16 protein-coding genes are annotated in these 26,858 nt (G+C 62.9%); 13 read left to right on the top strand and 3 right to left on the bottom strand.

What is annotated here, in order from left to right:
- Positions 1 to 301: 301 nt before the first annotated feature.
- The 6 genes from BN32_RS05785 to BN32_RS05755 all read left to right on the top strand — a co-directional run bounded on the left by BN32_RS05785 (position 302) and on the right by BN32_RS05755 (position 11,706).
- On the top strand, positions 302 to 5,524 hold the full coding sequence (locus tag BN32_RS05785; RefSeq protein ID WP_019197180.1) for an alpha-2-macroglobulin family protein: 5,223 nt from the start codon (positions 302 to 304) through the stop codon (positions 5,522 to 5,524).
- 258 nt (positions 5,525 to 5,782) lie between these two features.
- Positions 5,783 to 7,906, top strand: a complete 2,124-nt coding sequence (gene pbpC / locus BN32_RS05775) for a penicillin-binding protein 1C (protein ID WP_019197178.1) — start codon at positions 5,783 to 5,785, stop codon at positions 7,904 to 7,906.
- Between the two features lie 50 nt (positions 7,907 to 7,956).
- Positions 7,957 to 9,705: an ArnT family glycosyltransferase gene (locus tag BN32_RS05770; protein ID WP_040425489.1), complete on the top strand. Its 1,749-nt coding sequence runs from the start codon at positions 7,957 to 7,959 to the stop codon at positions 9,703 to 9,705.
- Position 9,706: 1 nt separating this feature from the next.
- Positions 9,707 to 10,552, top strand: a complete 846-nt coding sequence (locus tag BN32_RS05765) for a phosphatase PAP2 family protein (RefSeq protein ID WP_019197176.1) — start codon at positions 9,707 to 9,709, stop codon at positions 10,550 to 10,552.
- Positions 10,553 to 10,612: 60 nt separating this feature from the next.
- Positions 10,613 to 11,368: a glycosyltransferase family 2 protein gene (locus tag BN32_RS05760; RefSeq protein WP_019197175.1), complete on the top strand. Its 756-nt coding sequence runs from the start codon at positions 10,613 to 10,615 to the stop codon at positions 11,366 to 11,368.
- On the top strand, positions 11,368 to 11,706 hold the full coding sequence (locus BN32_RS05755; RefSeq protein ID WP_019197174.1) for a lipid-A-disaccharide synthase N-terminal domain-containing protein: 339 nt from the start codon (positions 11,368 to 11,370) through the stop codon (positions 11,704 to 11,706). The genes BN32_RS05760 and BN32_RS05755 overlap by 1 nt, the downstream gene beginning before the upstream one ends.
- Before the next feature lie 140 nt (positions 11,707 to 11,846).
- Here the strand turns inward: BN32_RS05755 and metC are convergent, their stop codons facing one another.
- Positions 11,847 to 13,046, bottom strand: a complete 1,200-nt coding sequence (gene metC / locus BN32_RS05750) for a cystathionine beta-lyase (protein WP_019197173.1) — start codon at positions 13,044 to 13,046, stop codon at positions 11,847 to 11,849.
- A gap of 244 nt (positions 13,047 to 13,290) precedes the next feature.
- Here metC and BN32_RS05745 point away from each other — a divergent pair, with 244 nt between their 5' ends.
- Genes BN32_RS05745 through BN32_RS05730 form a run of 4 tightly spaced genes read left to right on the top strand, consistent with a single transcriptional unit; the run spans position 13,291 to position 17,825 of the window.
- Positions 13,291 to 14,331 carry an amino acid ABC transporter substrate-binding protein gene (locus BN32_RS05745; RefSeq protein WP_019197172.1) on the top strand — a complete coding sequence of 347 codons (1,041 nt, stop codon included), beginning with the start codon at positions 13,291 to 13,293 and terminating at the stop codon, positions 14,329 to 14,331.
- An 18-nt stretch (positions 14,332 to 14,349) separates the two neighbouring features.
- The gene (locus BN32_RS05740) at positions 14,350 to 15,555 is read left to right on the top strand and encodes an amino acid ABC transporter permease (protein WP_019197171.1); all 1,206 of its coding nucleotides are present in this window, start codon (positions 14,350 to 14,352) and stop codon (positions 15,553 to 15,555) included.
- Positions 15,552 to 17,075: an amino acid ABC transporter permease gene (locus BN32_RS05735; RefSeq protein ID WP_019197170.1), complete on the top strand. Its 1,524-nt coding sequence runs from the start codon at positions 15,552 to 15,554 to the stop codon at positions 17,073 to 17,075. The genes BN32_RS05740 and BN32_RS05735 overlap by 4 nt, the downstream gene beginning before the upstream one ends.
- A 9-nt stretch (positions 17,076 to 17,084) precedes the next feature.
- On the top strand, positions 17,085 to 17,825 hold the full coding sequence (locus BN32_RS05730) for an amino acid ABC transporter ATP-binding protein (RefSeq protein WP_019197169.1): 741 nt from the start codon (positions 17,085 to 17,087) through the stop codon (positions 17,823 to 17,825).
- A 74-nt stretch (positions 17,826 to 17,899) separates the two neighbouring features.
- Here the strand turns inward: BN32_RS05730 and BN32_RS05725 are convergent, their stop codons facing one another.
- A complete protein-coding gene (locus BN32_RS05725) occupies positions 17,900 to 18,940 on the bottom strand; it encodes a cysteine synthase A (protein WP_019197168.1) in 1,041 nt (346 codons plus the stop codon).
- A gap of 135 nt (positions 18,941 to 19,075) precedes the next feature.
- Entirely contained in the window at positions 19,076 to 20,305 is a 1,230-nt protein-coding gene (locus tag BN32_RS05720; protein ID WP_019197167.1) for an SAM-dependent methyltransferase, read from the bottom strand.
- A 489-nt stretch (positions 20,306 to 20,794) separates the two neighbouring features.
- On the opposite strand from BN32_RS05720, the gene BN32_RS05715 reads away from it, so the two are divergent.
- From BN32_RS05715 to BN32_RS05705, 3 genes are read left to right on the top strand one after another with little or no spacing between them, the layout of a single operon-like run.
- On the top strand, positions 20,795 to 22,198 hold the full coding sequence (locus tag BN32_RS05715; RefSeq protein ID WP_152343659.1) for an efflux transporter outer membrane subunit: 1,404 nt from the start codon (positions 20,795 to 20,797) through the stop codon (positions 22,196 to 22,198).
- A complete protein-coding gene (locus BN32_RS05710) occupies positions 22,188 to 23,552 on the top strand; it encodes an efflux RND transporter periplasmic adaptor subunit (protein WP_019197165.1) in 1,365 nt (454 codons plus the stop codon). Before BN32_RS05715 ends, BN32_RS05710 begins: the two co-directional genes overlap by 11 nt.
- A gap of 34 nt (positions 23,553 to 23,586) precedes the next feature.
- Complete coding sequence (locus BN32_RS05705) at positions 23,587 to 26,739, top strand: efflux RND transporter permease subunit (RefSeq protein ID WP_019197164.1); 3,153 nt, start codon at positions 23,587 to 23,589, stop codon at positions 26,737 to 26,739.
- The last annotated feature ends 119 nt before the right edge of the window (positions 26,740 to 26,858 follow it).

The raw sequence follows: 26,858 nt of genomic DNA, 5'->3' as shown, positions 1-26,858 counted from the left end.
TCTTCATACCACCGCGATCGTGAAAAAACCGCCACCCGACGGTGAAATTTCCGAACCTTTTCCCGCTTCCGCCCGACAAACCGGCGGGGTGTACCCAAGGGCCTGCATTGCCTTTCGGGTCTCCCGACCTAAAGTCTTGTCTTTGCCAGGTCAATAACTTGGTGCGCCGTCGCGCGCCCGTCCGTGCGCGGCTGTCGCGCAGAATCTTTCGACCCGGTATCGGTACGACCATGAGTCCGTCACGATTCGCGCATTGTCTATATTCAAGGCGGCCCACGCTCGCCGGCAGGGAGTTTTCATCATGATTGGTCTGGTTCGCGCCATTTCGGTTTGCGCCGCGCTGGCGCTTGGCCTCAGCTCAGTGCACGCCGCCGACAAGGCGTTCAAGCGGGACGATCTGGCTGACTCGGCCATCCGGCTCGAGGCCCAGATCAAGACCGAGGCCGGGATCATCAACAAAACGGCGGCGACGCTGAAATCCGATACCGACGCCGCCTTCAAGCGCAGCGACCTGCGCGGCGCGCTGGTTCTGCTGGGACAGACGGCCGCCGTCGCCCCGGAGGACAGCGGCAACTGGCTGCGGCTGGCGAAGACCGTCTTCCAGATCCGCCCCTCGGACAACCGGGAGCGGACCTTCTTCCATGAGCGCGCATCCACGGCGGCCTACATTGCCTATCAACGCGCCGCGAACGCGGGCGAGGAAGCAGACGCACTGGCGGTGCTGGGCAGCGCACTGGCCGAGCGCAAACTCTGGCGTCCGGCGCTCGATGCGCTGCGCCTGTCGCTCGATCAGAAGGAGGTTGCGGACGTCCGCGGCCAGTACGAAAAACTGCGTGATGAAAAGGGCTTCCGGCTGCTGGATTACAGCGTGGATTCGGATTCGGCGTCGCCGCGCGCCTGCTTTCAGTTCTCGGAAGACCTCGCCAAGCGGGTGGACTTCAACCCGTTCGTGGCGCTTGCGGGCACCGACAGCCCGGCGCTGACATCAGAAGAGAAACAGCTTTGCGTCGAGGGCCTCAAGCACGGCGAGCGCTACACCATCAACCTGCGGGCCGGCCTGCCGTCGACCGTGAAGGAGACGCTGCCGAAGTCTGCCGAGTTCAACATCTATGTCCGTGACCGCAAGCCGTTCGTGCGCTTCACGGGCCGTGCCTATGTGCTGCCGCGCACCGGCCAGCGCGGCATCCCGCTGGTCAGCGTCAACACGCCGTCGGTGTCGGTGAACATTTTCCGCATCGGCGACCGCAACCTGATCAACGCGGTGCTCGGCAGCGACTTCCAGCGCAGCCTGTCGCGCTATGAGCTGTCTGACCTCGGCAACGAGAAGGGCGTCAAGGTCTGGACCGGCGAGGTCGCCACCGCGCAGACCCTGAACGCCGATGTCGTCACCGCATTCCCGGTCGATCAGGCTGTGGGTGAAATGCAGCCCGGCGTCTATGTGATGACGGCTGCGGCGAAGGGGCCGGGCTCGTCCGGCGACGACGATTCAGGTCAGCTTGCGACCCAGTGGTTCATCGTCTCCGACATGGGCCTCACGGCATATTCCGGCAATGACGGCGTCCATGTGTTCGTCAACTCGCTGGCGTCCACCGAGCCGACGCCCGGTGCGGAAGTCCGGCTGGTGTCGCGCAGCAACGAAGTGCTGGCCACCCGCAAGACTGACAGTGCGGGCCATGTGCTGTTCGAGGCAGGGCTGGCGCGGGGCGAGGACGGTTTGTCGCCCGCGCTGCTGTCGGTCTCCGGCGACAAGGGCGACTACGCTTTCCTCAGTCTCAAATCCAATGCGTTCGATCTGTCCGATCGCGGCGTCTCTGGGCGCACGGTGCCGGCAGGCCCGGACGCCTTCGTCTATGCAGAGCGCGGCGTCTACCGCTCCGGCGAGACGGTCTATCTCACGGCGCTGCTGCGCGATGGCAAGGGCAACGGCGTGACGGGTACACCGCTGACGCTGGTGGTCGAGCGCCCCGATGGCGTGGAATTCCGCCGATCTGTTGTGCCGGATCAGGGCGCGGGCGGCCGCAGCCTGACCCTGCCGCTGAATTCGGCAGTGCCGACCGGCACCTGGCGGGTCCGTGCCTTCACCGATCCGAAAGCGCCATCGGTCGGCGAAACCACCTTCATGGTCGAGGATTACGTCGCTGATCGGATCGAATTCTCGTTAATTTCCAAGGCAAAGCAGATCAAGGCTGAACTTCCTGCAGAACTTGAAGTGGATGGCCGCTTCCTCTACGGCGCACCCGCGTCAGGTCTGGCGCTCGAAGGCGACATGCTGGTCGCCCCGGCTTCGGATCGTCCGGGCTTTGCCGGCTACAAGTTCGGCGTCGCCGACGAGGAAACCTCCAGCAACGAGCGCACGCCGCTGGAAAACCTCCCGGAAGCCGACGCCAACGGCAAGGCGACCTTCAAGGTCAGCCTGCCGAAGCCCCCATCCTCGACCCACCCGCAGGAAGCGCAGATCTTCGTCCGCATGGTGGAAACCGGCGGCCGCGCGGTCGAGCGCAAGCTGACGATTCCGGTCGCGCCGAACGATGCGATGATCGGCGTGAAGCCGCTGTTCGCCGACAAGAACGTCGCCGAGGGCGATCCCGCAAACTTCGATGTTGTGTTTGCAGCGCCCGACGGCAAGTCACTCGCGCGCAGCGGGCTGCGTTATGAATTGCTGAAGCTCGAGTCCCGCTATCAGTGGTACCGGCAGGGTTCGTCCTGGGATTACGAGCCGGTGAAATCCACCAAGCGCGTGGCGGACGGCGACGTGACCATCGCCGCCGACAAGCCCGCACGCATCACGGTTGCGCCACAGCCGGGCCGTTATCGGCTCGACGTGAAATCGACCGAGCAGGATGGACCGTTGACCTCGGTGCAGTTCGATGTCGGCTGGTACTCTGATGGCAGCGCCGACACGCCGGACCTGCTGGAAACGTCCATCGACAAGCCGGAATACAAGTCCGGCGACACCATGGTGGTGTCCGTCAACGCGCGCACCGCGGGCAAGCTGACCATCAACGTCCTCGGTGATCGTCTGCTGACCACGCAGTCCACCGACATCAAGGAAGGCCAGAACAAGATCAACATTGCCGTTGGCAAGGATTGGGGCACCGGCGCCTATGTGGTGGCGACGTTGCGCCGTCCGCTCGACGCCGCTGCCCAGCGCATGCCGGGCCGCGCCATCGGCCTGAAGTGGTTCGGCATCGACAAGGCGGATCGCACGCTCAAAGTGAGTTTGACCCCGCCGGCGCTGGTGCGTCCGGGCACGGCGCTCAAGCTGCCGGTGAAGATCGAAGGGCTGAGCCGCGGCGAAGACGCCAAGATCGTTGTCGCCGCCGTTGACGTCGGCATTCTCAACCTGACCAACTACAAGCCGCCTGCGCCGGACGACTACTATCTCGGCCAGCGCCGCATGACATCCGAAATCCGCGACCTCTATGGGCAGTTGATCGACGGTATGCAGGGCACACGCGGCCAGATCCGCACCGGCGGTGACGGCGCTGCCGCTGAGTTGCAGGGCAGTCCTCCGACGCAGAAGCCGCTGGCGCTGTATTCGGGCATCGTCACGGTCGGCGCGAACGGCACGGCGGAAGTCTCCTTCGACATTCCGGAGTTTGCCGGCACCGCGCGCATCATGGCGGTCGGCTGGACGGCAACGAAGGTCGGCCGCGCCAACACCGACGTAACGGTGCGCGATCCGGTTGTGCTGACGGCTACGCTGCCGCGCTTCCTGCTCAGCGGCGATCGCGGCACCATGAATCTCGATCTCGACAATGTCGAAGGTGCAGCAGGCGATTACGTCATCAGCGTCAAGACGTCGGGTCCGGTGAAACTCACCGGCAACCCGGCGACCACCATGCGGCTGGCTGCCAAGCAGCGCAGCACCGTCGCGCTCGCTATCGATGCGGCGGGCGGCGCAGGGCAGGCGGCGCTTGACGTCGACATCAAGGGGCCGAACGGGCTGACGCTGGCGCGCCACTATGCGCTCGACGTCAAGGCGGCGACGCAGATCCTCGCGCGCCGCTCGGTCCGGACGCTGGCGAAGGGTGAAAGTCTCACCCTCACATCCGACATGTTTTCCGATCTCGTGCAGGGCACGGGCGGAGTTCAGCTCTCGGTCGGCCTTTCCACCGCGCTTGATGCCGCGACCATCCTCAAGGCGCTGGACCGCTATCCGTTCGGATGCTCCGAGCAGATCACCAGCCGTGCGATGCCGCTGCTCTACGTCAACGATCTTGCGGCCGAGAACCATCTGGCGATGGATATGGCGGTCGATCAGCGCATCAAGGACGCCATTGATCGCCTTCTTGCACGACAAGGCTCGAACGGTTCGTTCGGTCTGTGGTCGGCTGGCGGCGACGACGCCTGGCTCGATGCCTACGTCACCGATTTCCTGACGCGGGCGCGCGAAAAGGGATTTGCGGTGCCGGATATCCTGTTCAGGACGGCGCTGGATCGTATCCGCAACTCGGTGGTCAATGCCGACGAGCCGGAGAAGGACGGCGGCCGCGATCTCGCGTACGGCCTTTATGTGCTGGCGAAGAACGGCACCGCGCCGATCGGCGACCTGCGCTATCTGGCCGACACCAAGCTGAACAACATCGCCACGCCGATCGCCAAGGCACAGCTTGCCGCGGCGCTGGCGCTGGTGGGTGACCGCGCACGCGCCGAACGCGTGTATGCGGCGGCGGTGAACAGTCTTGCGCCGAAGCCTGCGCTTGAGTTCGGCCGTATGGACTATGGCTCATCGCTGCGCGACGCGGCGGCATTGGTGTCGCTCGCCAGCGAAGGCAGCGCACCAAAGGCAACGCTAAGCCTCGCGGTCGAGCGGGTCGAGGCCGCGCGCGGTCTAACGCCTTACACCTCGACGCAGGAAAACGCCTGGCTGGTGCTGGCCTCGCGGGCGCTGGCAAAGGAGGCGAACAGCCTCGCGGTGACCGTGAACGGCGAAGTCGCGAAGAACGCGGTCTACCGCAACTATCGCAGCGCAGACGTTGCGGCGAAGCCGATCACCATTACCAACAGCGGTGAGACCCCGGTGCAGGCGGTGGTTTCGGTCACCGGCGCGCCGGTCACGCCGGAACCTGCGGCGTCAAACGGCTTCAAGATCGAGCGCAATTTCTTCACGCTCGACGGCAAGGCCGCCGATCCGTCGAAGGCGAAGCAGAACGACCGCTTCGCCGTCGTGCTCAAGGTCACCGAAGCCAAGCCGGAGTTCGGCCGCATCATGGTGGTCGATTATCTCCCCGCCGGTCTGGAGATCGACAATCCGAAGCTGGTGTCGTCCGGCGATTCCGGAACGCTCGACTGGATCGAGGACGGCGAGGAGCCGGAGAACACCGAATTCCGCGACGACCGCTTCAGCGCGGCCATCGAACGCGAGGCGAAGGACGACGCCGTGTTCACGGTCGCCTACATCGTGCGCGCGGTCTCGCCCGGCAAGTACGTGCTGCCGCAGGCCTATGTCGAGGACATGTACAATCCCTCGCGCTACGGCCGCACCGGCACCGGAACAGTCGAGGTGCGTTCGGCGAAATGAAGGGGTGTATGCGATGACGCGAGGCCCTTGGTTCCTGCTGCTGTCTTTGACGATCGCGCTTGCGATTACTCATGGATCGCTTTGGGCACGAAATATAAGGCCGTCGAAAAGAGTTGGACTTTGGGACAGACTTAGCTGGGAGGTTTTTCCGAAAGACGAGCAAACTAAAGAATACCTGCGGAAGCGCTTCCAAACGGCCGTCTTGGTACTCCCGACGACCGTCGTTGTCCTGTATTTGCTCTCCGAAATGTACGCCGAATGAGCGACGACACACCAGCCACACCACACACGCCGCGTTCGCGGCGCTGGCGGCGGGGCAGGACCGCTGCACTGGCCATCGGCGCGCTGAGCGCGATTGCCGTTGCAGCGGGTGCGCTCTGGGTCGCCTCACTCCCACCGCTGCCGTTCGCGGATGCGCGGAAAATCTCCACCACGATCGTTGACCGCAACGGTAAGCTGCTGCGTGCATTTGCGATGGCCGATGGACGATGGCGGTTGCAGGCCCACGCAAGGGACGTCGATCCGGGCTATGTGAACCTGCTGCTGAATTACGAGGACAAGCGCTTCCGTTCGCACATCGGCGTCGATCCGCTGGCGATAGGGCGTGCCGCGGTTCAACTGGCGACACGCGGGCACATCGTGTCCGGCGGTTCGACCATCACCATGCAGGTGGCGCGGCTGATGGAGCCGCGGCAGGAGCGTTCGATCTCGGCCAAGCTGCGCCAGATGGTGCGCGCCGTAGAACTCGAGCGGAAGCTCAGCAAGGACGAGATCCTCGATCTCTATCTGACGCTCGCGCCGTTCGGCGGCAATCTTGAAGGCGTGCGCGCGGCATCGTTTGCTTATTTCGGCAAGGAGCCGAAGCGATTGTCGCTGGCGGAATCCGCGCTACTGGTGGCGCTGCCGCAGTCGCCGGAAACGCGGCGGCTCGACCGTTATCCCGATACGGCCCGTGCCGCACGCGATCGTGTCCTGTCGCGGATGGTCGCGGACGGCCGCGTCTCCGCCAACGATGCGGTTCATGCGACACGCGAGATCGTGCCGCGCCTGCGCAAGCCGATGCCTTTGCTCGCGCCGCATTCGACCGACCAGTCGCTCGCGATCATGAAGGACACGCCGCTGATTCAGCTCACGCTGGATTCCGGAATTCAGAAAGCGCTGGAGTCGCTGGCGCGGGATCGCGCCATCGCGCTGGGTCCGGATGTGTCGGTCGGCATTCTCGCCGTCGATAACGAGAGCGGCGATGTGCTGGCGCATGTCGGATCATCCGATTACTTCGACACCAAGCGTGCAGGGCAGGTGGATATGACGCGGGCGGTGCGCTCGCCCGGCTCGACGCTCAAGCCTTTCATTTACGGCCTCGCGTTCGAGGACGGCTTTGTGCATCCCGAAAGCCTGATCGAGGACCGGCCGATCCGCTATGGCAGCTACGCGCCGGAAAACTTCGATATGACCTTTCAGGGCACCGTCACCGTGCGGAAGGCCTTGCAGATGTCGCTCAACGTTCCGGCCATCGCATTGCTGGATCGCATTGGCTCGAACCGGCTGACGGCGCGGATCAAGCAGGCCGGCGCGAACCTGATCCTGCCCAAGGACGAAACACCCGGCCTCGCCATGGGCCTCGGCGGTGTTGGCGTCACGCTGAATGACCTCGTTCGCCTCTACTCGGGATTTCCCCGGTTGGGCGAGACCATGCCGTTGCGGGAAATCGTGCGGCCGGACGACGCAGCCGAGCCCGAGACACGGCGGCTGCTTGATCCATCTGCGGCATGGCTGGTCGGTAACGTGCTGATGGGCACGCCGCCGCCGGACAACGCGCCGCATAACCGGCTCGCGTTTAAAACGGGTACCAGCTACGGCTACCGCGATGCCTGGTCGGTCGGCTTCGATGGCCGCATGACCATCGGTGTCTGGGTCGGCCGCCCGGACGGCGCGCCGGTTCCAGGGCTGACGGGACGCACCGCCGCGGCTCCGATCCTGTTCGATGCCTTTGCGCGGACCGGCAAGCTGCCGATGGCGCTGCCGAAAGCCCCGAAAGGGACGCTGATGGCGAGCAACGCCAAGTTGCCGCTGCCGCTGCGGCGCTTTCGTCCGTCAGGCGACTTCGTCCGGACCGGCAGCGAACAGGCGCTGCGCATCCAGTTCCCTCTGAACGGCTCGCGGATCGACGCCTATGGCGGCGGCGAGACGAGCCAATCGGCCATGCCGGTCAAGGTCGCGGGTGGGGTGCTGCCCATGACCATGATGGTTAACGGAATCGCTGTGGGAAGCATCGACAGCCGCCGCCAGAAGCTGGTCGATCCGCCGGGGCCGGGCTTCGTTCGGCTGACGGTGATGGACGCGACTGGCGCGGCGGACACAGTCGTCGTGAGAATTCAGTAGAACCGGCCCAAGCTGTTGTCCGGGTAGCGGTTTCAGCGTATGCGGAACCGATGGCTGAGACCTACCCAAGCCCCAGATTTGGCGCCCCGCGTGAACCGGCAGAGCAGAAGAATCCCGGTAGCGGCCTCGTGCGCGTCGTCGACTTCGCAGTCGAGAGCCACGCCCGGGCGATTTCACTGCTGATCCTGGTCGGCCTGCTGTTTTTCCTGCCCGGTTTCTTCAACATTCCGCCGGTCGACCGCGACGAAGCCCGCTTCGCGCAGGCCACCAAGCAGATGGTCGAAACCGGCGATTTCGTCGATATCCGCTTCCAGGACGAGGTGCGATACAAAAAGCCCGTCGGTATTTACTGGGCGCAGGCTGCCGTCGTGGAGACCGCGTCCAAGCTCGGCCTGCCGCGCGCGCAGGTGCGTATCTGGCTGTATCGCGTTCCGTCGCTGATCGGCGCGATTGGCGCCGTGCTGCTGACATACTGGACCGCGCTCGCCTTTGTGACCCGGCGCGGCGCGCTGCTTGCCGGTCTGATCATGTGCAGCTCGATCCTGCTCGGGGTCGAAGCGCGTCTGGCCAAAACCGACGCGATGCTTTTGCTGACAACCACAGCTGTCATGGGCGCGATGGCGCGCGCCTATCTCTCGTGGCAGCGCGGCGACGACAATCCTCATCCGCCATGGACGCTTGCGTTTGTGTTCTGGACGGCCATTGCAGGCGGCATCCTGCTGAAAGGCCCGCTGATCCTGATGTTCGTCGCGCTCACGGTCGTGACGCTGGCGATCCTCGATCGTTCGGCGGCGTGGCTGTGGCGCCTTCGTCCGGTCTGGGGACTGATGTGGACGCTGGTGCTGGTGTTGCCCTGGTTCATCCTGATCTTCCTCAAGGCAGGCGACACGTTCTTCTCCGATTCACTCGGCCGCGACATGCTCAGCAAGGTCGCGAGCCCGCAGGAGACGCACGGCGCGCCGCCCGGACTTTATTTCATCCTGTTCTGGGTGACCTTCTGGCCGGGAGCGACGCTGGCAGGTCTCGCCGTGCCTGCAATCTGGCGCGCGCGCCGCGAGCCGGGCGCGCAGTTTCTGCTGGCATGGCTGCTGCCGGCGTGGATCGTTTTCGAACTCGTGATCACCAAGCTGCCGCATTATGTGCTGCCGCTCTATCCGGCGATTGGAATCCTGATCATTGGCGCGCTCGAACGTAAGGTGCTGGCGCGGGGTGCATGGATCGTGCGCGGAACATCGTGGTGGTTTGTTCTGCCACTGATCATGAGCGTGGCGTCGATCATCGGCGCGATGACGCTGTTGCGCCAGCCGGAATTTCTGGCGTGGCCGTTCGCGGCCGGCGCATTGATCTTCGGGCTGTTTGCCTGGTGGATGTATGACGACCATCGTGCCGAGCGTTCGCTGTTGAACGCGGTCGGGGCATCGTGGTTTCTCGCAGTCTGCATTTACGGCGTTGTCGTGCCGTCGCTCGCGCCCCTGTTTCCAAGCGTTCAGGTTGCGCGCGCATTGCGCAACGTCGAATGCGTCGGCCCGGCAGCTGCCGCGGCAGGTTTTCACGAGCCAAGCCTTGTATTCATGGTCGGCACATCGACGGTATTGACCAACGGTTCGGGCGCCGCCGACTTCCTGCTGCAGGGAAGCTGCCGGTTTGCGCTGGTCGAATGGCGCGAGGAGCGCGCCTTCGCGCAGCGGGCCGAGACGATTGGCCTGCGCTACAACGTAGCAGCGCGCATCGACGGCTATAACTTCTCGCAAGGCCGCGCGATCTCGATCGCCGTGTTCCGCTCGGAAGGGACCGAATAGGATGGCAACCGAAATCAGCGGCCGCCATCCGGTCAACTACGTGGCCGGTGTTGGCTCAGTCGCGTGGCAGTCTGTTGCTCGCCTCGTGCGTGCACCATCCCATTCGCGGCGTGCTGAAGCTCGCCGCGCGCTCGCCCTGCGATGGCTGGGGCTTGCGGCGCTGACGGCGCTCACCATCGGAGTTCTGATGGTGGCCGCCGACGTCGCCGCCATCAAGCTGATGCCGGCGCGGGGAACAGTCGGCCTCTGGCCGTTGCGGATATTCACTGATTTTGGGAAATCGACTTACGTCCTGTGGACACTGGCGGGCGGACTCCTTGTGATTTTGCTGATCATGCCGCGGCTGACGGGACTGTCGCGGCAAGTCCTGATCGCGTTCGGCGTTCGCATTCAGTACATCTTTCTTTCGGTCGCGATCGCTGTTCTGTGCACGGAAGTTCTCAAGTACATCATCGGCCGAAGCAGACCGTTTGTCGGCGGCGAAGCCAACGCATTTTTCTTCCAGCATTTCTCTGGCAATCCTGCCTTTGAAAGCCTGCCGTCCGGCCACGCGACCACGGCTTTCGCTCTGGCCTTTGCGGTCTCGGCGGTCTGGCGAAAAGCGACGCTCGTCATGCTCGTCTATGCCGTGCTGATCTGCATCAGCCGCGTGATCCTGCTCGCCCATCACCCGAGCGATGTCGTCGGCGGTGCCTTGATGGGCGTTATCGGCGCGATGTTCGTCCGCTACTGGTTCGCGGCCCGCCGTCTCGGGTTCTCGATCGGCCGGGACGGCTCAATTGAACCCCTGCCGGGACCGTCCTGGGCCTCCCTGAAAAGGGTTGCCCGCGAGGCGTTCGCACCATAAGAAGCGGTCGCCCGGTGCGGCTATTTGGCCACATTTTCGGGCTTTCGGACCAATCGGCACATGAGCGATCAACCAGCCAACTCCGGCCTGCCGGCCCCCGACGTATCGATTGTGGTTCCAGTCCGCAACGAACAGGACAACGTCGCGCCGCTGATCGCCGAGATCGCTGCGGCGCTCGATGGCCGCTGGGCCTATGAAATCATCTACGTCAACGATGGCTCGACGGACGCGACCGGCGAACGGCTTGCCGCAGAAATGAAGGCGCGAAACAACGTGCGCCAGATCCGCCATGCGGCTTCCAGCGGGCAGTCGGCTGCGGTGCGCACCGGCATTCGCGCGGCGCGTGGAAAGATCGTCGCCACGCTCGACGGCGACGGGCAGAACAATCCGGCATTCCTTCCGGCTTTGATCGAGGCGCTCGAGAAGGGCGGCGACAAGGTCGGGCTTGCAGCGGGCCAGCGCGTCGGGCGCAAGGACACCGGCTTCAAGAAATTTCAGTCTCGCACCGCCAACGGCGTGCGTAATGCGATCCTGCATGATGGTACGCGCGATACCGGCTGCGGATTAAAGGCGCTGCGCCGTGACGTGTTCCTCGCCCTGCCATATTTCGATGGTCTGCATCGTTTTCTGCCGGCGCTGGTGCGGCGAGAGGGTTACGACATCGTCTACGTCGATGTGATCGACCGTCCGCGCCATTCCGGTGTTTCGAACTACGGTTTCTTCGATCGGCTCTGGATCGGAATCATGGATCTCGCGGGCGTGTGGTGGCTGATCCGCCGCAAGAAATCCACGCCGGTTGCGACGGAGGTGACGTGATGCTGATTCAGTTCGGTCAGGATCTTGGCAATTATCTCTACGATGTGTTCGTCGCGAAGTTCGACTTCTGGCTCGCGTTCGGTCTGATCGCGCAATTGCTGTTCACCGCACGCTTTCTCGTGCAGTGGATTTCGAGCGAGCGCGCTGGCCAGAGTGTCGTGCCGATGGCGTTCTGGTTCTTCTCGATGGGCGGCGGATTGATGACGCTGGTCTATGGCATCGCCAAGCGCGAGCCGGTGATTATCCTGGGGCAGGGACTCGCGACCATCATCTACATCCGCAACATCATGCTGATCCTCAAGAACCGCGGTTCGGGCTCGAAGGTCGAGAAGAACTGAGGTTATTGCGGATACGCCGTCATCCTGAGGTGCCGTAGCGAAGCGGAGGCCTCGAAGGGCGACGGCGAGGTCGCGGACAGTGATCCTTCGAGGCTCGCAAGCGCTCGCACCTCAGGATGACGACGCAGCGCTGATGCGGATTATTTCGCTGCCGCGTTGAATGCATCGAAGCCGCGCGCCAGATCGGATTTCAGATCATCCAGATTCTCGAGGCCGATGTGGAAACGCAGCGTCGGGCCGCCCGGATTCCATGTCGTTGCCGTCCGATATGACGAGCAGTCGAACGGGATCACGAGGCTCTCGAATCCGCCCCACGAATAGCCCATGCCGAACAGCGTGACGGTGTCGAGGAACGCATCGACCGCCTGTTTCGACGCAGGCTTCAGCACGATGCTGAACAGACCCGTCGCGCCGGTGAAATCGCGTTTCCAGATCGCATGCCCGGGATCGGTTTCGAGCGCCGGGTGAATGACGCGAAGAACTTCGGGACGCGCCGCGAACCAGCGCGCCATGTCGAGACCGGCCTGCTGGTGATGAGCGAGACGCACGGCCAATGTCCGGAGCCCGCGCAGGGCGAGAAACACATCGTCAGGTCCGGCGCATACGCCGAGCAGCCGGATCGCTTCGGTGATCAGAGGCCACGTCTTCGTGTTGGCGGAAATGGTCCCGAACATGATGTCGGAGTGGCCGCCGATATATTTCGTCCCGGCCTGGATGCTGATATCGACGCCCTGGTCGAGCGACCGATGATACAGCGGTGTTGCCCAGGTGTTATCGTCGACGACCAGCGCGCCCTTGGCATGAGCGACGGCCGCGATGGCCGGAATATCCGGCATCTCGAATGACTGAGAACCTGGCGCTTCGACAAGGACCGCACGGGTGTTGGACTTGAACAGCTTCTCGATGCCCGCGCCAATCAGTGGATCGAAGTAGGTAGTCTCGATGCCGTAGCGCTTGAGCAGCGTGTCACAGAAATTCCGGGTCGGACGGTATGCGCTGTCGATAACGAGTAAATGATCGCCGGCCTTGAGAATCGCCAACAGCGCTGTGGAAATCGCCGCAACGCCGGATGGCGCGATTCCCACGCCGGCACAGTTCGGTCCTTCGAGCGCCATCAGGGCCTGCTGGAGCGCCTTTGTGGTCGGCGTCCCGTGGCGGCCGTATTGAAACTCTCCGCGATGCGCGTGGAGGTCTTCGGCGGTCGGGTAAAGCACCGTTGAACCGCGCACGATGGGCGGATTGATGAAACCCTTTTGCGCAATGGTATCGCGGCCGGACGTTACCAGTTCGGTCTGTGGATCGAGCGGTGCGGAAGGTCGATCGTCTTTTCGGGAAATCATGTGATGTTCACTTGTGGAAGACATCTTGCCGCAGCGTTGCTCGACAATGACCAATACGCTGCCTATGAGTAGTATGCTCAGTAAGCTGACCGTGACGGCCGACGTCAACCCCTTGACCCGTCTCGCTCGGCGTTCTGTTATGCAGACCAGATATTTAGCTGGGTTTCGCACGCATCAGCAGGATCGTTTTGCCTCGCGCGACGTTGTCCGTCGCCAGCGCCGAACCATCGGGAAAGGTCTTTCTATGAAACGGGTCTCGTTCGCTCTTATTTCGGCTCTCACGGCATTTGCCGTCCAACCCGCCCTTGCTCAGGCGCAGGACAAGCCCAAGGACCGCGGGACGCTGCAGGGCGTGAAGGACCGGGGCAGCCTGTCCTGCGGTGTCAGCCAGGGATTGCCCGGTTTCTCATCGCCGGATGACAAGGGCAACTGGACCGGTCTCGATGTCGATGTGTGCCGCGCGCTCGCTGCGGCGATTTTCAATGATTCGACCAAAGTGAAATTCGTGCCGCTGTCCGCGAAAGACCGCTTCACGGCGCTCCAGTCGGGTGAGATTGATGTGCTGTCGCGCAACTCGACCTGGACGCTGTCGCGCGACACGTCGCTGGGCCTGAACTACACCGGCATTTCCTACTACGACGGGCAGGGTTTCATGATCCGCAAGTCGCTCAAGGTGAATTCCGCGCTCGAACTGAACAGCGCGTCGATCTGCGTTCAGACCGGCACGACCAATGAGCAGAACGTCTCGGACTACTTCAAGGGCAACAATATGAAGTACGAGCTGATCGCGTTCGGCACCGCGGACGAGACATTGAAGGCTTACGAATCGGGCCGTTGCGATGTGTTCACGTCCGACGTCTCGCAGCTGTATGCCGAGCGTCTCAAGCTCGCCGCGCCGAACGACCACGCCGTCCTGCCGGAAGTGATTTCCAAGGAGCCGCTCGGTCCCGTGGTGCGTCACGGCGACGACCAGTGGTTCGATATCGTGAAGTGGACGTTGTTCGCGATGATCAATGCCGAGGAATATGCCGTCACGCAAAAGAACGTCGATGAAATGGCGAAGTCGAACAAGCCCGAGCTGAAGCGGATTTTCGGCACCGACGGCAACCTCGGCGAGCAACTTGGCCTGACCAAGGATTGGGTGACGCGCATTATCAAGGCGACCGGTAACTACGGTGAATCCTTCGATCGCAATGTTGGCGCCGGCTCGAAGCTCGGAATCGCGCGGGGGTTGAACAAGCTCTGGAATCAGGGCGGGCTGCAGTACGCACCGCCCATTCGCTAAACCTTGCCGGACGCGGCAATGGCTAACGAACCCCGCAAGCCCCCACTGCAACTGGTTGCACGGCTTCGCCGTGCGCTGGGCGGCCAGGCGGGGTGGGGCGGCGTGGTCGTACAGGTTCTGTTCGTCGCAGTCGTCGTCTGGATCGGTTACGAAATTTTCGAGAATGCGCGGACCAACCTTCAAGCCCAGCGGATCGCGTCCGGTTTCGGATTCATGTCCAACACGGCGGGCTTCGCCGTCAGTCAGGCGCTGATCCCGTTTACCGAAGGCGACACTTACGCGCGGGTGTTTGTTGTCGGCCTGCTGAATACGCTGCTGGTGTCGATCATCGGAATCGTGATCGCAACCATCATCGGTGTGCTCGTTGCCTTGGGACGCCTGTCGCCGAACTGGCTGCTGGCGCGGATTTCCGGCGGCTATGTCGAGGTGATCCGCAACCTGCCGCTGCTGTTCCAGATCCTGTTCTGGTATCTGGCCGTGCTGGCGACGCTGCCAAGTCCGCGCCAGAGCATCTCGCTGTTCGGCAGCGTGTTTCTGAGTAATCGCGGACTGATCGTTCCCGATCCTGTTCCACAGCCATCGTTTGGCGTCTTTGTCGTTGCCATTGCAATCGGTATCGTCGCGTCGCTTGCGATGCGCGCCTACGCACGCCGCCAGTTGTTCGCCGCCGGAGAGAAGCTCACGATCTGGCCGTTTGTCGTGGCCATGCTGATCGGGTTGCCCGCGCTGGCCGTGGCGATCTTTGGCGCGCCTGTCACGTTCGACATGCCGCAACTGAAGGGCTTCAACTTCGCTGGCGGCGCGAAGGTTCTGCCGGAATTCGCGGCGCTGACTATCGCCCTGTCGACCTATACCGCCGCGTTCATCGCTGAAATCGTCCGCGCCGGTTTGCAATCCGTGCCGAAGGGGCAGATGGAAGCGGGCGCGTCGCTTGGTCTGTCGCGGGGAGAGACACTGCGGCTGATTATCATTCCGCAGGCGATGCGCGTGATCCTGCCGCCGCTGACCAACCAGTATCTCAATCTGACCAAGAACTCGTCGCTCGCGGTCGCGATCGGTTACCCCGATCTGTTCTCGGTCTTCGCCGGTACTGCATTGAGCCAGACCGGGCAGGCTGTCGAGATCATCGCGCTGACCATGGGCGTCTATCTGCTGATCTCGCTGGTCACGAGCGCGATCATGAGTTTCTACGGCTGGCGTCTGAACCGGAGCCTTGCCGCATGACCAAGCAGGCAGCCTTCGTCCGGCAGGACATCGTCGCACCGCGCCGCGCTCCGGTCAGGACCACGGGCCTGATCGGCTTCGCACGCGAGCGGCTGTTCAACTCGCCGCTCAACATCATGATCACATTGATCGGCGCAGCGTTGCTGTGGCTGACCCTCGTCCCTGTCGTGAGGTTCATGCTGATCGATGCCGTTTGGCAGGGCAGCGATCGAAACGCCTGCCTCGAGTCGAACGTGGGGCGCGTGGTCGGCGCGTGCTGGCCGTTCATTCAGGCGAAGCTCGATCAGTTCATCTACGGCTTCTATCCCGAGGACGAACGCTGGCGGGTTAATCTCACATTTGCACTCGGTGCGTTGCTGCTTCTGCCGCTTCTGATTCCGCGCGCGCCAGCGAAAGCGCTCAACTCCGGGCTGTTCTTCGCGGCCTATCCCGCGATCGGATTCTTTCTGTTGCGCGGCGGCGGCCTGAAGGGCTTCGCGGTGCATTGGGTCGCCGATCTTGGATCGGGATTCGCGTCCAGCCTTGTCGACGCGGGCACCCGGTTTGCAGAGGCCGGGGCTACGATGAGCCGCGGCTGGTTAAGCCAGCCAATCGCGTTGCTGGGCGAGGCGATTGCCTGGCTGGGGCGAGGGCTTGGCTGGCTGGTGTGGCCGCTGGAGTGGCTGCGCGATTATACCGAGCGGTTCCATTCGCCGCTGTGGGCGGATCTGACTGCAACCACCGTCATCGTATCCTTGCTTGTGTTTTTCTTCAGCGGCGGACTTCGCAACGGCTGGCGAGCCCTGTTTCGCAGCATTGCGATCTTTGTCGGTATCGCCATCGTCATAAAGGTGATGCGCCTTGATCAGGGCGGCCTGCCGATCGTCGACACACGGTCGTGGGGCGGTCTGCTTGTGACGCTTGTTGTATCTGTCACCGGAATTGCCGCGTCGATGCCGGTCGGCATCTTGCTTGCGCTCGGCCGCCGCTCAACCATTCCGCTGATCCGCGTGTTCTCGATCGCTTTCATCGAATTCTGGCGCGGCGTGCCGCTGATCACCGTGCTGTTCTTTGCGACATACATGCTTCCGCTGTTCCTGCCGGGCAACTTCACGGTCGATGGTCTGGTGCGCGTGCTGATCGGCATCGCGCTGTTTGCCGGCGCGTACAACGCGGAAGTCATCCGCGGCGGCTTGCAGGCTGTTCCGCGCGGACAACCGGAAGCGGCGAATGCGCTCGGCCTGTCGTACTGGAAAACCACCGGCCTGATTGTGATGCCGCAGGCGCTGCGGAATGTCATTCCGGCTCTGGTCAACAGCTTTATCGCGCTGTTCAAGGACACGACGCTGGTGCTGATTGTGGCGATCTTCGATCTGCTTGGTCAGTTGCGCGCATCCTTCGCCGATCCGAACTGGGCGACGCCCACAACACTGTTCACCGGCTTTGCGTTCACCGGAATGATCTACTTCGTGTTCTGCTTTGGAATGTCGCGTTACTCGCTGTTTGTGGAACGCCGCCTGAACGTTCACAAGAATGTCTGAGATGAAATCATGACCGCAGATCCCATTGTCAGCATCTCGGGCCTCAACAAGTGGTTCGGTGACTTCCACGTGCTGCGCGACATCGACATGATCGTCGGCCGCGGCGAACGCATCGTGGTTTGCGGGCCGTCGGGCTCCGGCAAGTCGACGCTGATCCGTTGCATCAATGCGCTGGAGGAGTTTCAGGAAGGCCGCATCGTCATCGATGGTATCGAACTGGGGCCAAACCTGCGCCGCGTCGACGACGTGCGCCGCGAGGTCGGCATGGTGTTCCAGAGCTTCAATCTGTTTCCGCACCTGACCGTGCTGGAAAACTGCACGCTGGCGCCGATCTGGGTCCGCAACATTCCGAAGAAGGATGCGGAAGCCGCAGCGATGAAATATCTCGAGCGCGTGCGGATACCCGACAAGGCCGACAAGTATCCCGGCCAGATTTCAGGCGGGCAGCAGCAGCGCGTGGCGATTGCCCGTGCGCTGACCATGAATCCGAAAGTGATGCTGTTCGACGAGCCAACCTCCGCGCTCGATCCGGAGATGGTCAAGGAGGTGCTCGACACCATGGTCGATCTCGCCAAGGAGGGGATGACCATGCTGGTGGTCACCCACGAAATGGGCTTCGCGCGCGAGGTCGCCGACCGCGTCGTGTTTATGGATGCCGGTCAGATCGTCGAAGCCAACACGCCGGACCAGTTCTTCTCACATCCGCAGCATGCGCGGACCAAGCTGTTCCTCAGCCAGATCTTGCGGTGACTATCTTTACCTCTCCCCCGCATGCGGGGAGAGGTAAAGTCAGGATCGCTTTCGCTCGCAAATGACGGAGAAAACTACACCTTCTCGAACGGCGGCTTGATCGTGCTCTTGCGTTCAAGCCACGCTGGCACCGGCAGATTCTTCGAGCGCAGGAAGTCCGGGTTGAACAGCTTCGACTGATACCGCGTGCCGTAGTCGGCAAGAACGGTCACGATGGTGTGGCCAGGGCCAAGATCCTTCGCGAGACGGATGGCGCCAGCGATATTGATGCCGGACGAGCCGCCAACGCAGATGCCTTCATGTTCGAGCAGGTCGAACACGATCGGCACCGCTTCCGCGTCTTCGATCAGATAGGCCTTGTCGACCTTGACGCCCTCGATGACCGGGGTGACGCGCCCGAGGCCGATGCCTTCGGTCACCGAGCCCCCTTCGGTCGCCTTGACCTCGCCGTGGTCGAAATAGTTGTACATCGCAGCGCCGCGCGGATCCGCCACGCCGATCATGATGTCCTTCTTCTTCTCGCGCAGGAAAGTGGCAGCTCCCGCGAGCGTACCGCCCGTGCCGATGGAGCAGATGAAGCCGTCGACCTTGCCATCCGTCTGGTCCCAGATTTCGGGACCGGTCGAGACGTAATGGGCCTTGCGGTTGTCGAGGTTGTTCCACTGATCGGCGAAGATGACGCCGTTCTTTTCGGTCTTGCGCAGTTCATCCGCGAGCCGGCGGCCGACATGCTGGTAATTGTTCGGATTACTGAACGGCAGCGCCGGTACTTCCACGAGTTCGGCGCCGAACAGCCGCAGCACGTCCTTCTTTTCCTGGCTTTGCGTTTCCGGGATCACGATGATGGTGCGGTAACCACGCGCGGCGGCGACGAGGGCGAGGCCGATGCCGGTGTTCCCGGCGGTGCTCTCAACGACAAGGCCGCCGGGCTTAAGCTCGCCGCGCTTCTCTGCCTCGAGGATCATCTGCTTTCCGGCGCGGTCTTTCACTGACTGCCCCGGGTTCATGAACTCGGCCTTGCCGAGAATGGTGCACCCGGTCTCTTCGGAGGCGCGTTTCAGCTTGATGAGCGGAGTGTTGCCGATAGCGTCGATGACGTCTTTGCGAATGTGCATGATATTGAAGGACCTGGGACCGGCTGTGTCAGGAGGCAAGGGGAGGATGGGACTATGCACCCACAACCTAGAGGCCGCGCACCGTGCCGACAAGGGCAACGCGTGCAGGCGTGATCTGCCGTGTTTCGGCCTTGGTTAACCCGATTTGGCGAACACGACCTGACGAACGTCGATGTTGCCGGACAGGAATCCGGCTTCGCAATAGGCGAGGTAGTATTCCCACAGCCGCCGGAAGCGCTCATCGAATCCGAGCGGCATCAGGTTCGGCCACGCCGCGCGGAAGTTGTCTCTCCATGTCGCGAGCGTCTTGGCATAATCTTCTCCAAAAATGCGCTCGCGGATAACAGGAACACCGAACTTCTCGCCGAGCGATTTCAGCACCTGCGGCGAGGGCAGCATCCCGCCCGGGAAAACGTAGCGCTGGATGAAGTCGACCTCGCGCCGGTAGGCGTTGAAGAACTTGTCCTGAATGGTAATCGCCTGAATTCCAGCAAAGCCGCCCGGGACGAGGCGGTCGCGCAGTTGGGTAAAATAATGCGGCCAGAATTGCTCGCCGACAGCCTCGATCATCTCGATCGAGGCGATCCGGTCATACTGGCCGCGCTCATCCCGGTAATCCTGGAACCTGATCTCGACCTTGTCGCTCAGTCCCGCAGACTGCATCCGCCTCTGCGCAAAATCACGCTGCTCGGTGCTGATGGTCAGCCCGACAACCCGCGCGTCGTAATTCTTGGCGGCATACTCCGCAAAGCCGCCCCAGCCGCAGCCGATCTCAAGCAACTTCTGTCCGGGGTGCAGATTGATTGCCTCAGCAAGGCGCCGGTACTTGTTGTGCTGGGCAGCGGTGAGATCATGCGTGTCGTCCTCAAACAGCGCGGACGAATAGGTCATGCTCGGGTCGAGCCAGGCCGAATAGAACGAGTTGCCGATGTCGTAATGCGCATAGATGTTGCGGCGCGCCTGACGCTTGGTGTTGCGGTTGAGCCAATGGCGGACAAGTTGCACGAAGCGCGCAAGCGGGTTGTTGCCGAGCATCGTCTGAATCAGATCGTGATTGACGCAGAAGATGTAGAGAAATTGCGTCAGGTTGGGCGTGTCCCATTCGCGGCGCAGATAGGCTTCGGCGATGCCGATGTCACCACCGCGCGCGAGCCGCCACGCAAAACCGTAGCTGTGGATCGTCATCTGCGCGGCCGGGCCCGGCTCCAGCCCGCCGCTGCGCACCACGCGGCCATCCGGCAGCGTGACATCGAGCGTGCCGCGCCGGAGATTGGAGACGAACCTGAATGCAAACTGGACCAGCTTGGGTACGTCCGGCAGGGACGCCTCAACATTGTCGGGCGTCAGGATGATCAGGTCAGACATCGCGCAATTCCATCAGTGTGATGTGGCTCTGCGTCCAAATCTTCTGCTCGCGTGTACCGGCCGTTTGTCCGCCGAACTGTCCTTCTCTGTTGGTCTTGCCACAATTCTTGCGCCCTTTAGCCAAAGACGCAAGTACCGGGGCAGCGGGATTGGCTGTCGGCGTCGTGCCGTCGCGGGTAGCTCTGGCCGCAGTCTGTGTCGCTGAAGTCCACATGAAATCTTGGTAAGGCTTGCCGCCGTTCAGATCGACGAATGCAGGAAAGCCTTTGTTATTGGGGCTAAGTCAGATTTCGGACGTGACACCCAGGAGGCACAGCTCGCCCTTGTCCTGGGGAGCGCAACGGAACATCCCTGTGCGCCGCCAGAACTGCCCGCTACAATGGGATTCTGGTTGGTTGGAGAGTGTTCACGCCGGTGTTCGAGTCGCCCCTCAAGTTGAAACGTGGCGCGTTTCCGCGGCCTTCGCTCGCGCTATGCGCGGCGCTGGCCATGGCGGCCACGTCGGGCGGCTGCATCCTGACGGCTGACCTGCCGGACCCGGCGCTGGACGTCCCGGGAGCCTATAAATCGGCGACGGGAAAGGCTGACAGTGCGCTGCCGACGCTCGACTGGTGGCGCGGCTTCCGCTCGCAGGAGCTGACCGTCCTCATGGAAGAGGCCCAGACCGTCAATCTCGACATCGCCGCCGCGGTCGCCCGCATCCGGCAGGCCGACGCGCTGGCTCAGACCGCAGGCGCTGCGTTGCTGCCGAGTCTCACCGGCACCTTCTCCGGCTCGCGGTCGCGGTCATCTCGCACAACGGGCACGATCACAAGTGCGACCCCGCTCACCGGACGCGGTGAGGTCACGAATCATACGGCATCGCTCAGTGCGAGCTACGAGATCGATTTCTGGGGCAAGAATCGCGACGCGCTGTTGGCCGCCGAAGAAACCGCCAACGCGAACCGCTTCGATCGCGACGTGGTCGCGCTGACCACCCTGGCGAGCGTCGCCAATGCCTATTTCAACGTGGTCGCCGCGCAGGAACGGATCAACATCGCGACGCGTAACATCGCCAGCGCACAGCGCATCTATGACGCGATCAAGGCGCGCGTGGATGCCGGAACGGGCTCCGATCTCGATCTCGCGCAGCAGGAAAGCCTGTTGGCCAATCAGAAGGCGGCGGTGCCGCCGTTGCGGCAGGCGCTGGATCAGAATGCCAACATTCTGGCAACGCTGGTTGCACGTCCGCCCGAGCGGGTGCGGCTGACCGGCGGTTCGCTGGGAGGGATCGCGATTCCGCGTGTGACGCCGGGACTGCCGTCGGACCTGCTGACGCAACGGCCTGACATCCGGCGTCAGGAAAACCAGCTGGCGTCAGCGACTGCGAATGTTGGCAGCGCGCGAGCCCAGTTCTTCCCAAGCATTCAACTGACCGGTCAGGGCGGCTATCAAAGCGCGCAACTGGCGATGTTGTTTACTCCGCAGTCGGCATTCTTCAACGTCGCGGCCGGGCTGACGCAGCCGATCTTCGATGCCGGGCGAATCCAGGCCAACTTCGATCTGCAGCAGGCCCGGCAGGATGAGTTGTTGCAAACCTATCGCAAGACCGTGGTGTCGGCCTTCGCCGACGTGGATACGGCGCTCTCGACCCTTAAGCAGGCGAACGAGCGGCTGCGGCTCCAGCGCATCGTGGTGGCGGCATCCCGGCGGGCGTTCGAACTCTCGGAACGGCAGCTGCGCGCCGGCACAGCCGACATCGTGACTGTGCTAAACACGCAATTGACGCTATTTCAGGCTGAAGATTCGCTTGCGCAGTTCCAACTCGCCCGGCTGCTGGCGGTCGTAACGCTCTATCAGGCATTGGGCGGTGGTTGGTCGCCAAGGACGGAAGGGCCGGCGAATGCTCTTTAAGCCCGATCTGAATGAAAAGGCCAAAGGCCTGAACAAGGCGGCCGGCGAGGGAGTCGCGCGCGTCGCGTCGGGTGCGCGGCGGCGAACCGTCTCGATCGCGGTATGGCTCCTCATCATCGGCGGCCTGTGCTATCTCGGCTGGACCTACTTCAAGAAGACCGAGACGGCGACGCGCACGCGCCCCGATCTCGCGATCCCGGTGCTGGCCGCGACGCCCCGCATCGAAGACGTGCCGGTCTACCTCGACGGCGTCGGCACCGTCCGTGCGCTGAACAACGTGACTATCCGTGCGCAGGTAAGCGGCAAGCTGTTATCGGTGAATTTCAAGGAAGGTCAGGACGTCAAAAAGGGCGACGTGCTGGCCGAGATCGATCCGGTGATCTACCAGGCGCAATACGATCAGGCCGTCGCGAAGAAGGCGCAGGACGAGGCGACGCTCGCGAACGCCCGTATGGATCTGGTCCGCTATCAGCAATTGGCGACAGCCAAGGCAGGCTCCGCGCAGCAGGCGGACACCCAGAAGGCGCTGGTTGCGCAACTCGAAGCGCTGGTGAAATCCGATCAGGCGGTGATCGACAATGCGCAGGCCACGCTCGGCTATACCAAGATCGTCGCGCCGCTTTCGGGCCGCGCCGGACTTCGTCAGGTCGATCAGGGCAACATCGTTCAGATGTCGGACGCGACGGGTGTGGTCGTGATTACACAACTGCAGCCGATCGCCATTCAGTTCAGCCTGCCGCAGCAGCAGATCTTTCGCGTCAACGCAGCTTCTGCGAAAGGAGCGTTGACCGTCGATGCGTTCGGAAATGACGGCAGGACTGTCGTCGATACCGGCAGGGTGACCGGCATCGACAATCAGGTCGATCAGACGACCGGCACCGTGAAGGTGAAGGGTGAATTCCCCAACGCGAATTTCCAGTTGTGGCCGGGACAGTTCGTCAACGTGCGCCTCAAAGTACAGACGCTGGACAAGGCGATTGTCGTGCCGACCGCTGCGGTTCAGCGCGGACCGGCCGGCACATTTGTTTACGTCATCGGTCAGAACAATATCGTGTCCGCACGTCCTGTGACGGTGACGCAGCAGAACGAAACGATTGCGGTTATTGCCTCCGGCATCACGGTCGCCGAACAGGTTGTGACGACCGGGTTCGCCAACTTGTCTGAGGGGGCGAGAGTCGCCATCAGCACGGATTATCAGGCTCCGACGCCGGATCTCGCACCACGCAAACAGCAGCGGCCGGGCGGCGGTGACAAGGGCCAGCGCAGCGAGCGGCGCGATGGCCAGAAGGAGCAGGGGGCTGCACCGCAAGGCGGTCAACAACAAACGGGCGGCGGCGCGAAAGCGCCGCAGTGAGCCGTGTTTATTCTGAACCTGTGAGCACGCATCGATGAGCGTCTCTGAGCCATTTATCCATCGGCCGATCGCGACGTCGCTGCTCGGCATCGCGCTGCTGATCGGCGGCGCGCTCGGATATTGGGCGCTGCCGGTGTCGGCCCTGCCGCAGGTGGATTTTCCGACGGTCCAGGTGACAACCCAGTTGCCGGGTGCGAGTCCTGATGTTGCCGCGTCGCTGATCACCGCGCCGCTGGAGCGGCAGCTCGGACAAATCCCGTCGCTGGTTTCCATGACCTCGACGAGTTCGTTCGGCGTCAGCCAGATTTCTCTGCAGTTCGATCTCAACCGTGACATCGACGGCGCGACGCAGGATGTGCAGGCTGCGATCAATGCCGCGGCGGGCGTGCTCCCGAAGAACCTGCCGTATCCGCCGACATATGCAAAGGTGAATCCGGCCGATGCGCCGGTGCTGACGCTGGCGATGACGTCGGATACGTCACCGCTGCGTGCGATGAGCGATCTCGCCGACACCATGATGGCTCAGCGTCTCGCGCAGATTTCCGGCGTCGGGCGCGTGTCCATTCTCGGAGGATTGAAACCCGCCGTTCGCGTGCAGGCCGATCTCGCCCGGCTCGCCGCCTACGGCATCTCGATGGAAGACCTGCGCACGGCGATTGCCGGCGCGAACGTGTCCGGCCCGAAAGGATCGCTCGACGGCGCGCAGCAGGCCTACACCATCGCAGCCAACGACCAGATCGCCACCGCCGACGCCTACAAGCCGATCATCATCGCCTATCGCAACGGTTCGCCGGTGACGATCGGCGACGTCGCGAGGATCATCGACGGGCTGGAAAACGAGAAGACTGGCGCCTGGTATCAAGGCAAGCCCGCGGTTGTCATCGAGATCCAGCGTCAGCCCGGCGCCAACGTGATCGAGGTGGTGCGGCAGATCCGCGAGGAGATACCCAAGCTCCAGAAAGCCGTTCCTGCGGGCGTGGACCTCACCGTGGTCAGCGACCGCACCGTCACGATCAAGGCGTCCGTTCGCGACGTCCAGTTCACGCTGGTGCTCAGCGTCGTGCTGGTGACACTTGTGGTCCTGATCTTCCTGCGCTCGCTGCGCGCCACGCTGATCGCGGGCGTCGCGTTGCCGCTGTCGCTGATTTCCAGCTTCGGGGTGATGTACTTCGCAGGCTTCAGCCTCGACAACCTGTCGCTGATGGCACTGACCATCGGTACCGGATTCGTGGTCGACGACGCCATCGTGATGATCGAGAACATTGTCCGCCATATGGAGGGCGGTGAGGGCGTGATGGACGCCGCGCTGCGCGGCGCCAGCGAAATCGGCTTTACGGTGATATCGCTGACGGTGTCGCTGATCGCCGTGTTCATTCCGCTGCTGTTCATGTCCGGCCTCGTCGGCCGCATGTTCCGGGAGTTCGCGTTGACGCTGACGATTGCGGTCGTGACATCCGCCGTGGTGTCGCTGACCCTGACGCCGATGATGTGCTCGCGGCTGCTGAAGCGGCATCACGAGGAACTTCAGGTGCCCGGTCTCGCCACGCTCAGCGGCTGGATCGACAAGATGGTGGCATTCTACGAGCGCACGCTGCTCTGGGTGCTGCAGCATCAGCGCGCGACGCTGGTTGTCACCTTTCTGACGATCATTGCGACTCTCGCGCTCTATGTCGTCGCGCCGAAAGGCTTCCTGCCGTTGCAGGATACGGCATCGGTCACCGCCGTGACCGAAGCCGGCACCGAGGTGTCCTTCACGGATATGAAACTGCGGCAGACCCAGATCGCCGACGCCATCAAGGCAGATCCTGACATTGTGGGCGTCGTCTCTGTGATCGGTGCGGGGTCGGTGAACCCGACCACGAATGTCGGGCGTCTCGTTTTGACGCTGAAGCCGCGCGGCCAGCGCAAGACCGGCATCGCGGACGTTGTGGAGCGGTTGAAGCAGCGTGTTGCCGCCGTTCCCGGCATGAGGGTCTATTTTCAGGCTGTACAGGACGTTCAGATCAGTACGCGGTCCAGCCGGTCGCAGTATCAGTACACTTTGACCGCGACCGACGCGCCGTCCGTGATCGAGTGGTCGAACAAGCTCGTCCAGGAGATGCGGCGCGATCCGATGTTCCGCGATGTGTCGTCGGACGGGCAGGAGGGCGGTCTTCGTGCCCTGGTCAATGTCGATCGCCAGCGCGCGGGCCAGCTTGGCGTCTCGGTGCAGGCGGTCAACGATACGCTGAACGACGCCTTCGCCCAGCGCCAGATTTCAACGATCTTTGGTCAGGCCAACCAGTACCGCGTCGTTCTTGAAGCGTTGCCTGAGTATCAGCGCGATCCGTCAGTGCTGTCGAAGCTGTATGTTCCCGGCGCCGCCGGTGCGTCAGGGGCGCCCACGGCGCAGGTGCCGATCGACGCGGTGGCCAGCATCGTGCGAACGACCGCGCCGCTGTCGATCTCGCATCAGTCGCAATTCCCCTCAGTCTCGCTGTCGTTCAATCTTGCGCCGGGTGAAGCGCTCGGCAACGCCGTCGAGCGCGTCGCCGAGATCGAGAAGCGTATCGGGATGCCGGGAAACATCGTCGGTCTCTATTCGGGCGACGCCGCCGAGTTTTCCAAGTCGCTCTCAGGGCAACCATGGCTGATCCTCGCGGCGCTGGTGACGATCTACATCGTGCTGGGCGTGCTGTACGAAAGCTACATCCATCCGATCACCATTCTGTCGACGCTGCCTTCGGCCGGCGTCGGCGCGATCCTCGCGCTGATGCTTTGCGGTCAGGATCTGTCGGTGATCGGCTTGATCGGCATCATTCTGCTGATGGGTATCGTCAAGAAGAACGCGATCATGATGATCGACTTCGCGCTCGAGGCGGAGCGGCATCAGGGCCTGTCGGCTTACGACGCCATCGTGAAGGCGTGTCTGCTGCGGTTCCGCCCGATCATGATGACGACGCTGGCGGCGCTGTTCGGCGCGCTGCCGCTGGCGCTTGAAGGCGGAACGGGGTCCGAGTTGCGCTTCCCGCTCGGCGTGTCAATCATCGGCGGGTTGGTCGTCTCGCAAATCCTCACGCTCTATACGACGCCGGTCATCTATCTCGCGCTGGACCGGATCAATCGCCGGATCGAAGCCGCGGTGCCGCCGGATGATTCCGGCAAGCCGTCGCCACCGATCGCCGGAACCACGGAGGGCGTCCAGTGATCCGGTTCTGACATTCGTATAATGTTCTTCGCGGGCACTCTACGAATGTCAGAACCAAAGGATCACTGGAATTATAGGTCGCTAGCGTCCTTTCGTATCCGACGTTTGCTCGGAAGGCG

The organism is Afipia birgiae 34632 (assembly GCF_000308295.2).
Lineage (GTDB): Bacteria > Pseudomonadota > Alphaproteobacteria > Rhizobiales > Xanthobacteraceae > Afipia > Afipia birgiae.
This window is presented reverse-complemented; position numbering and strand designations above follow the sequence as displayed.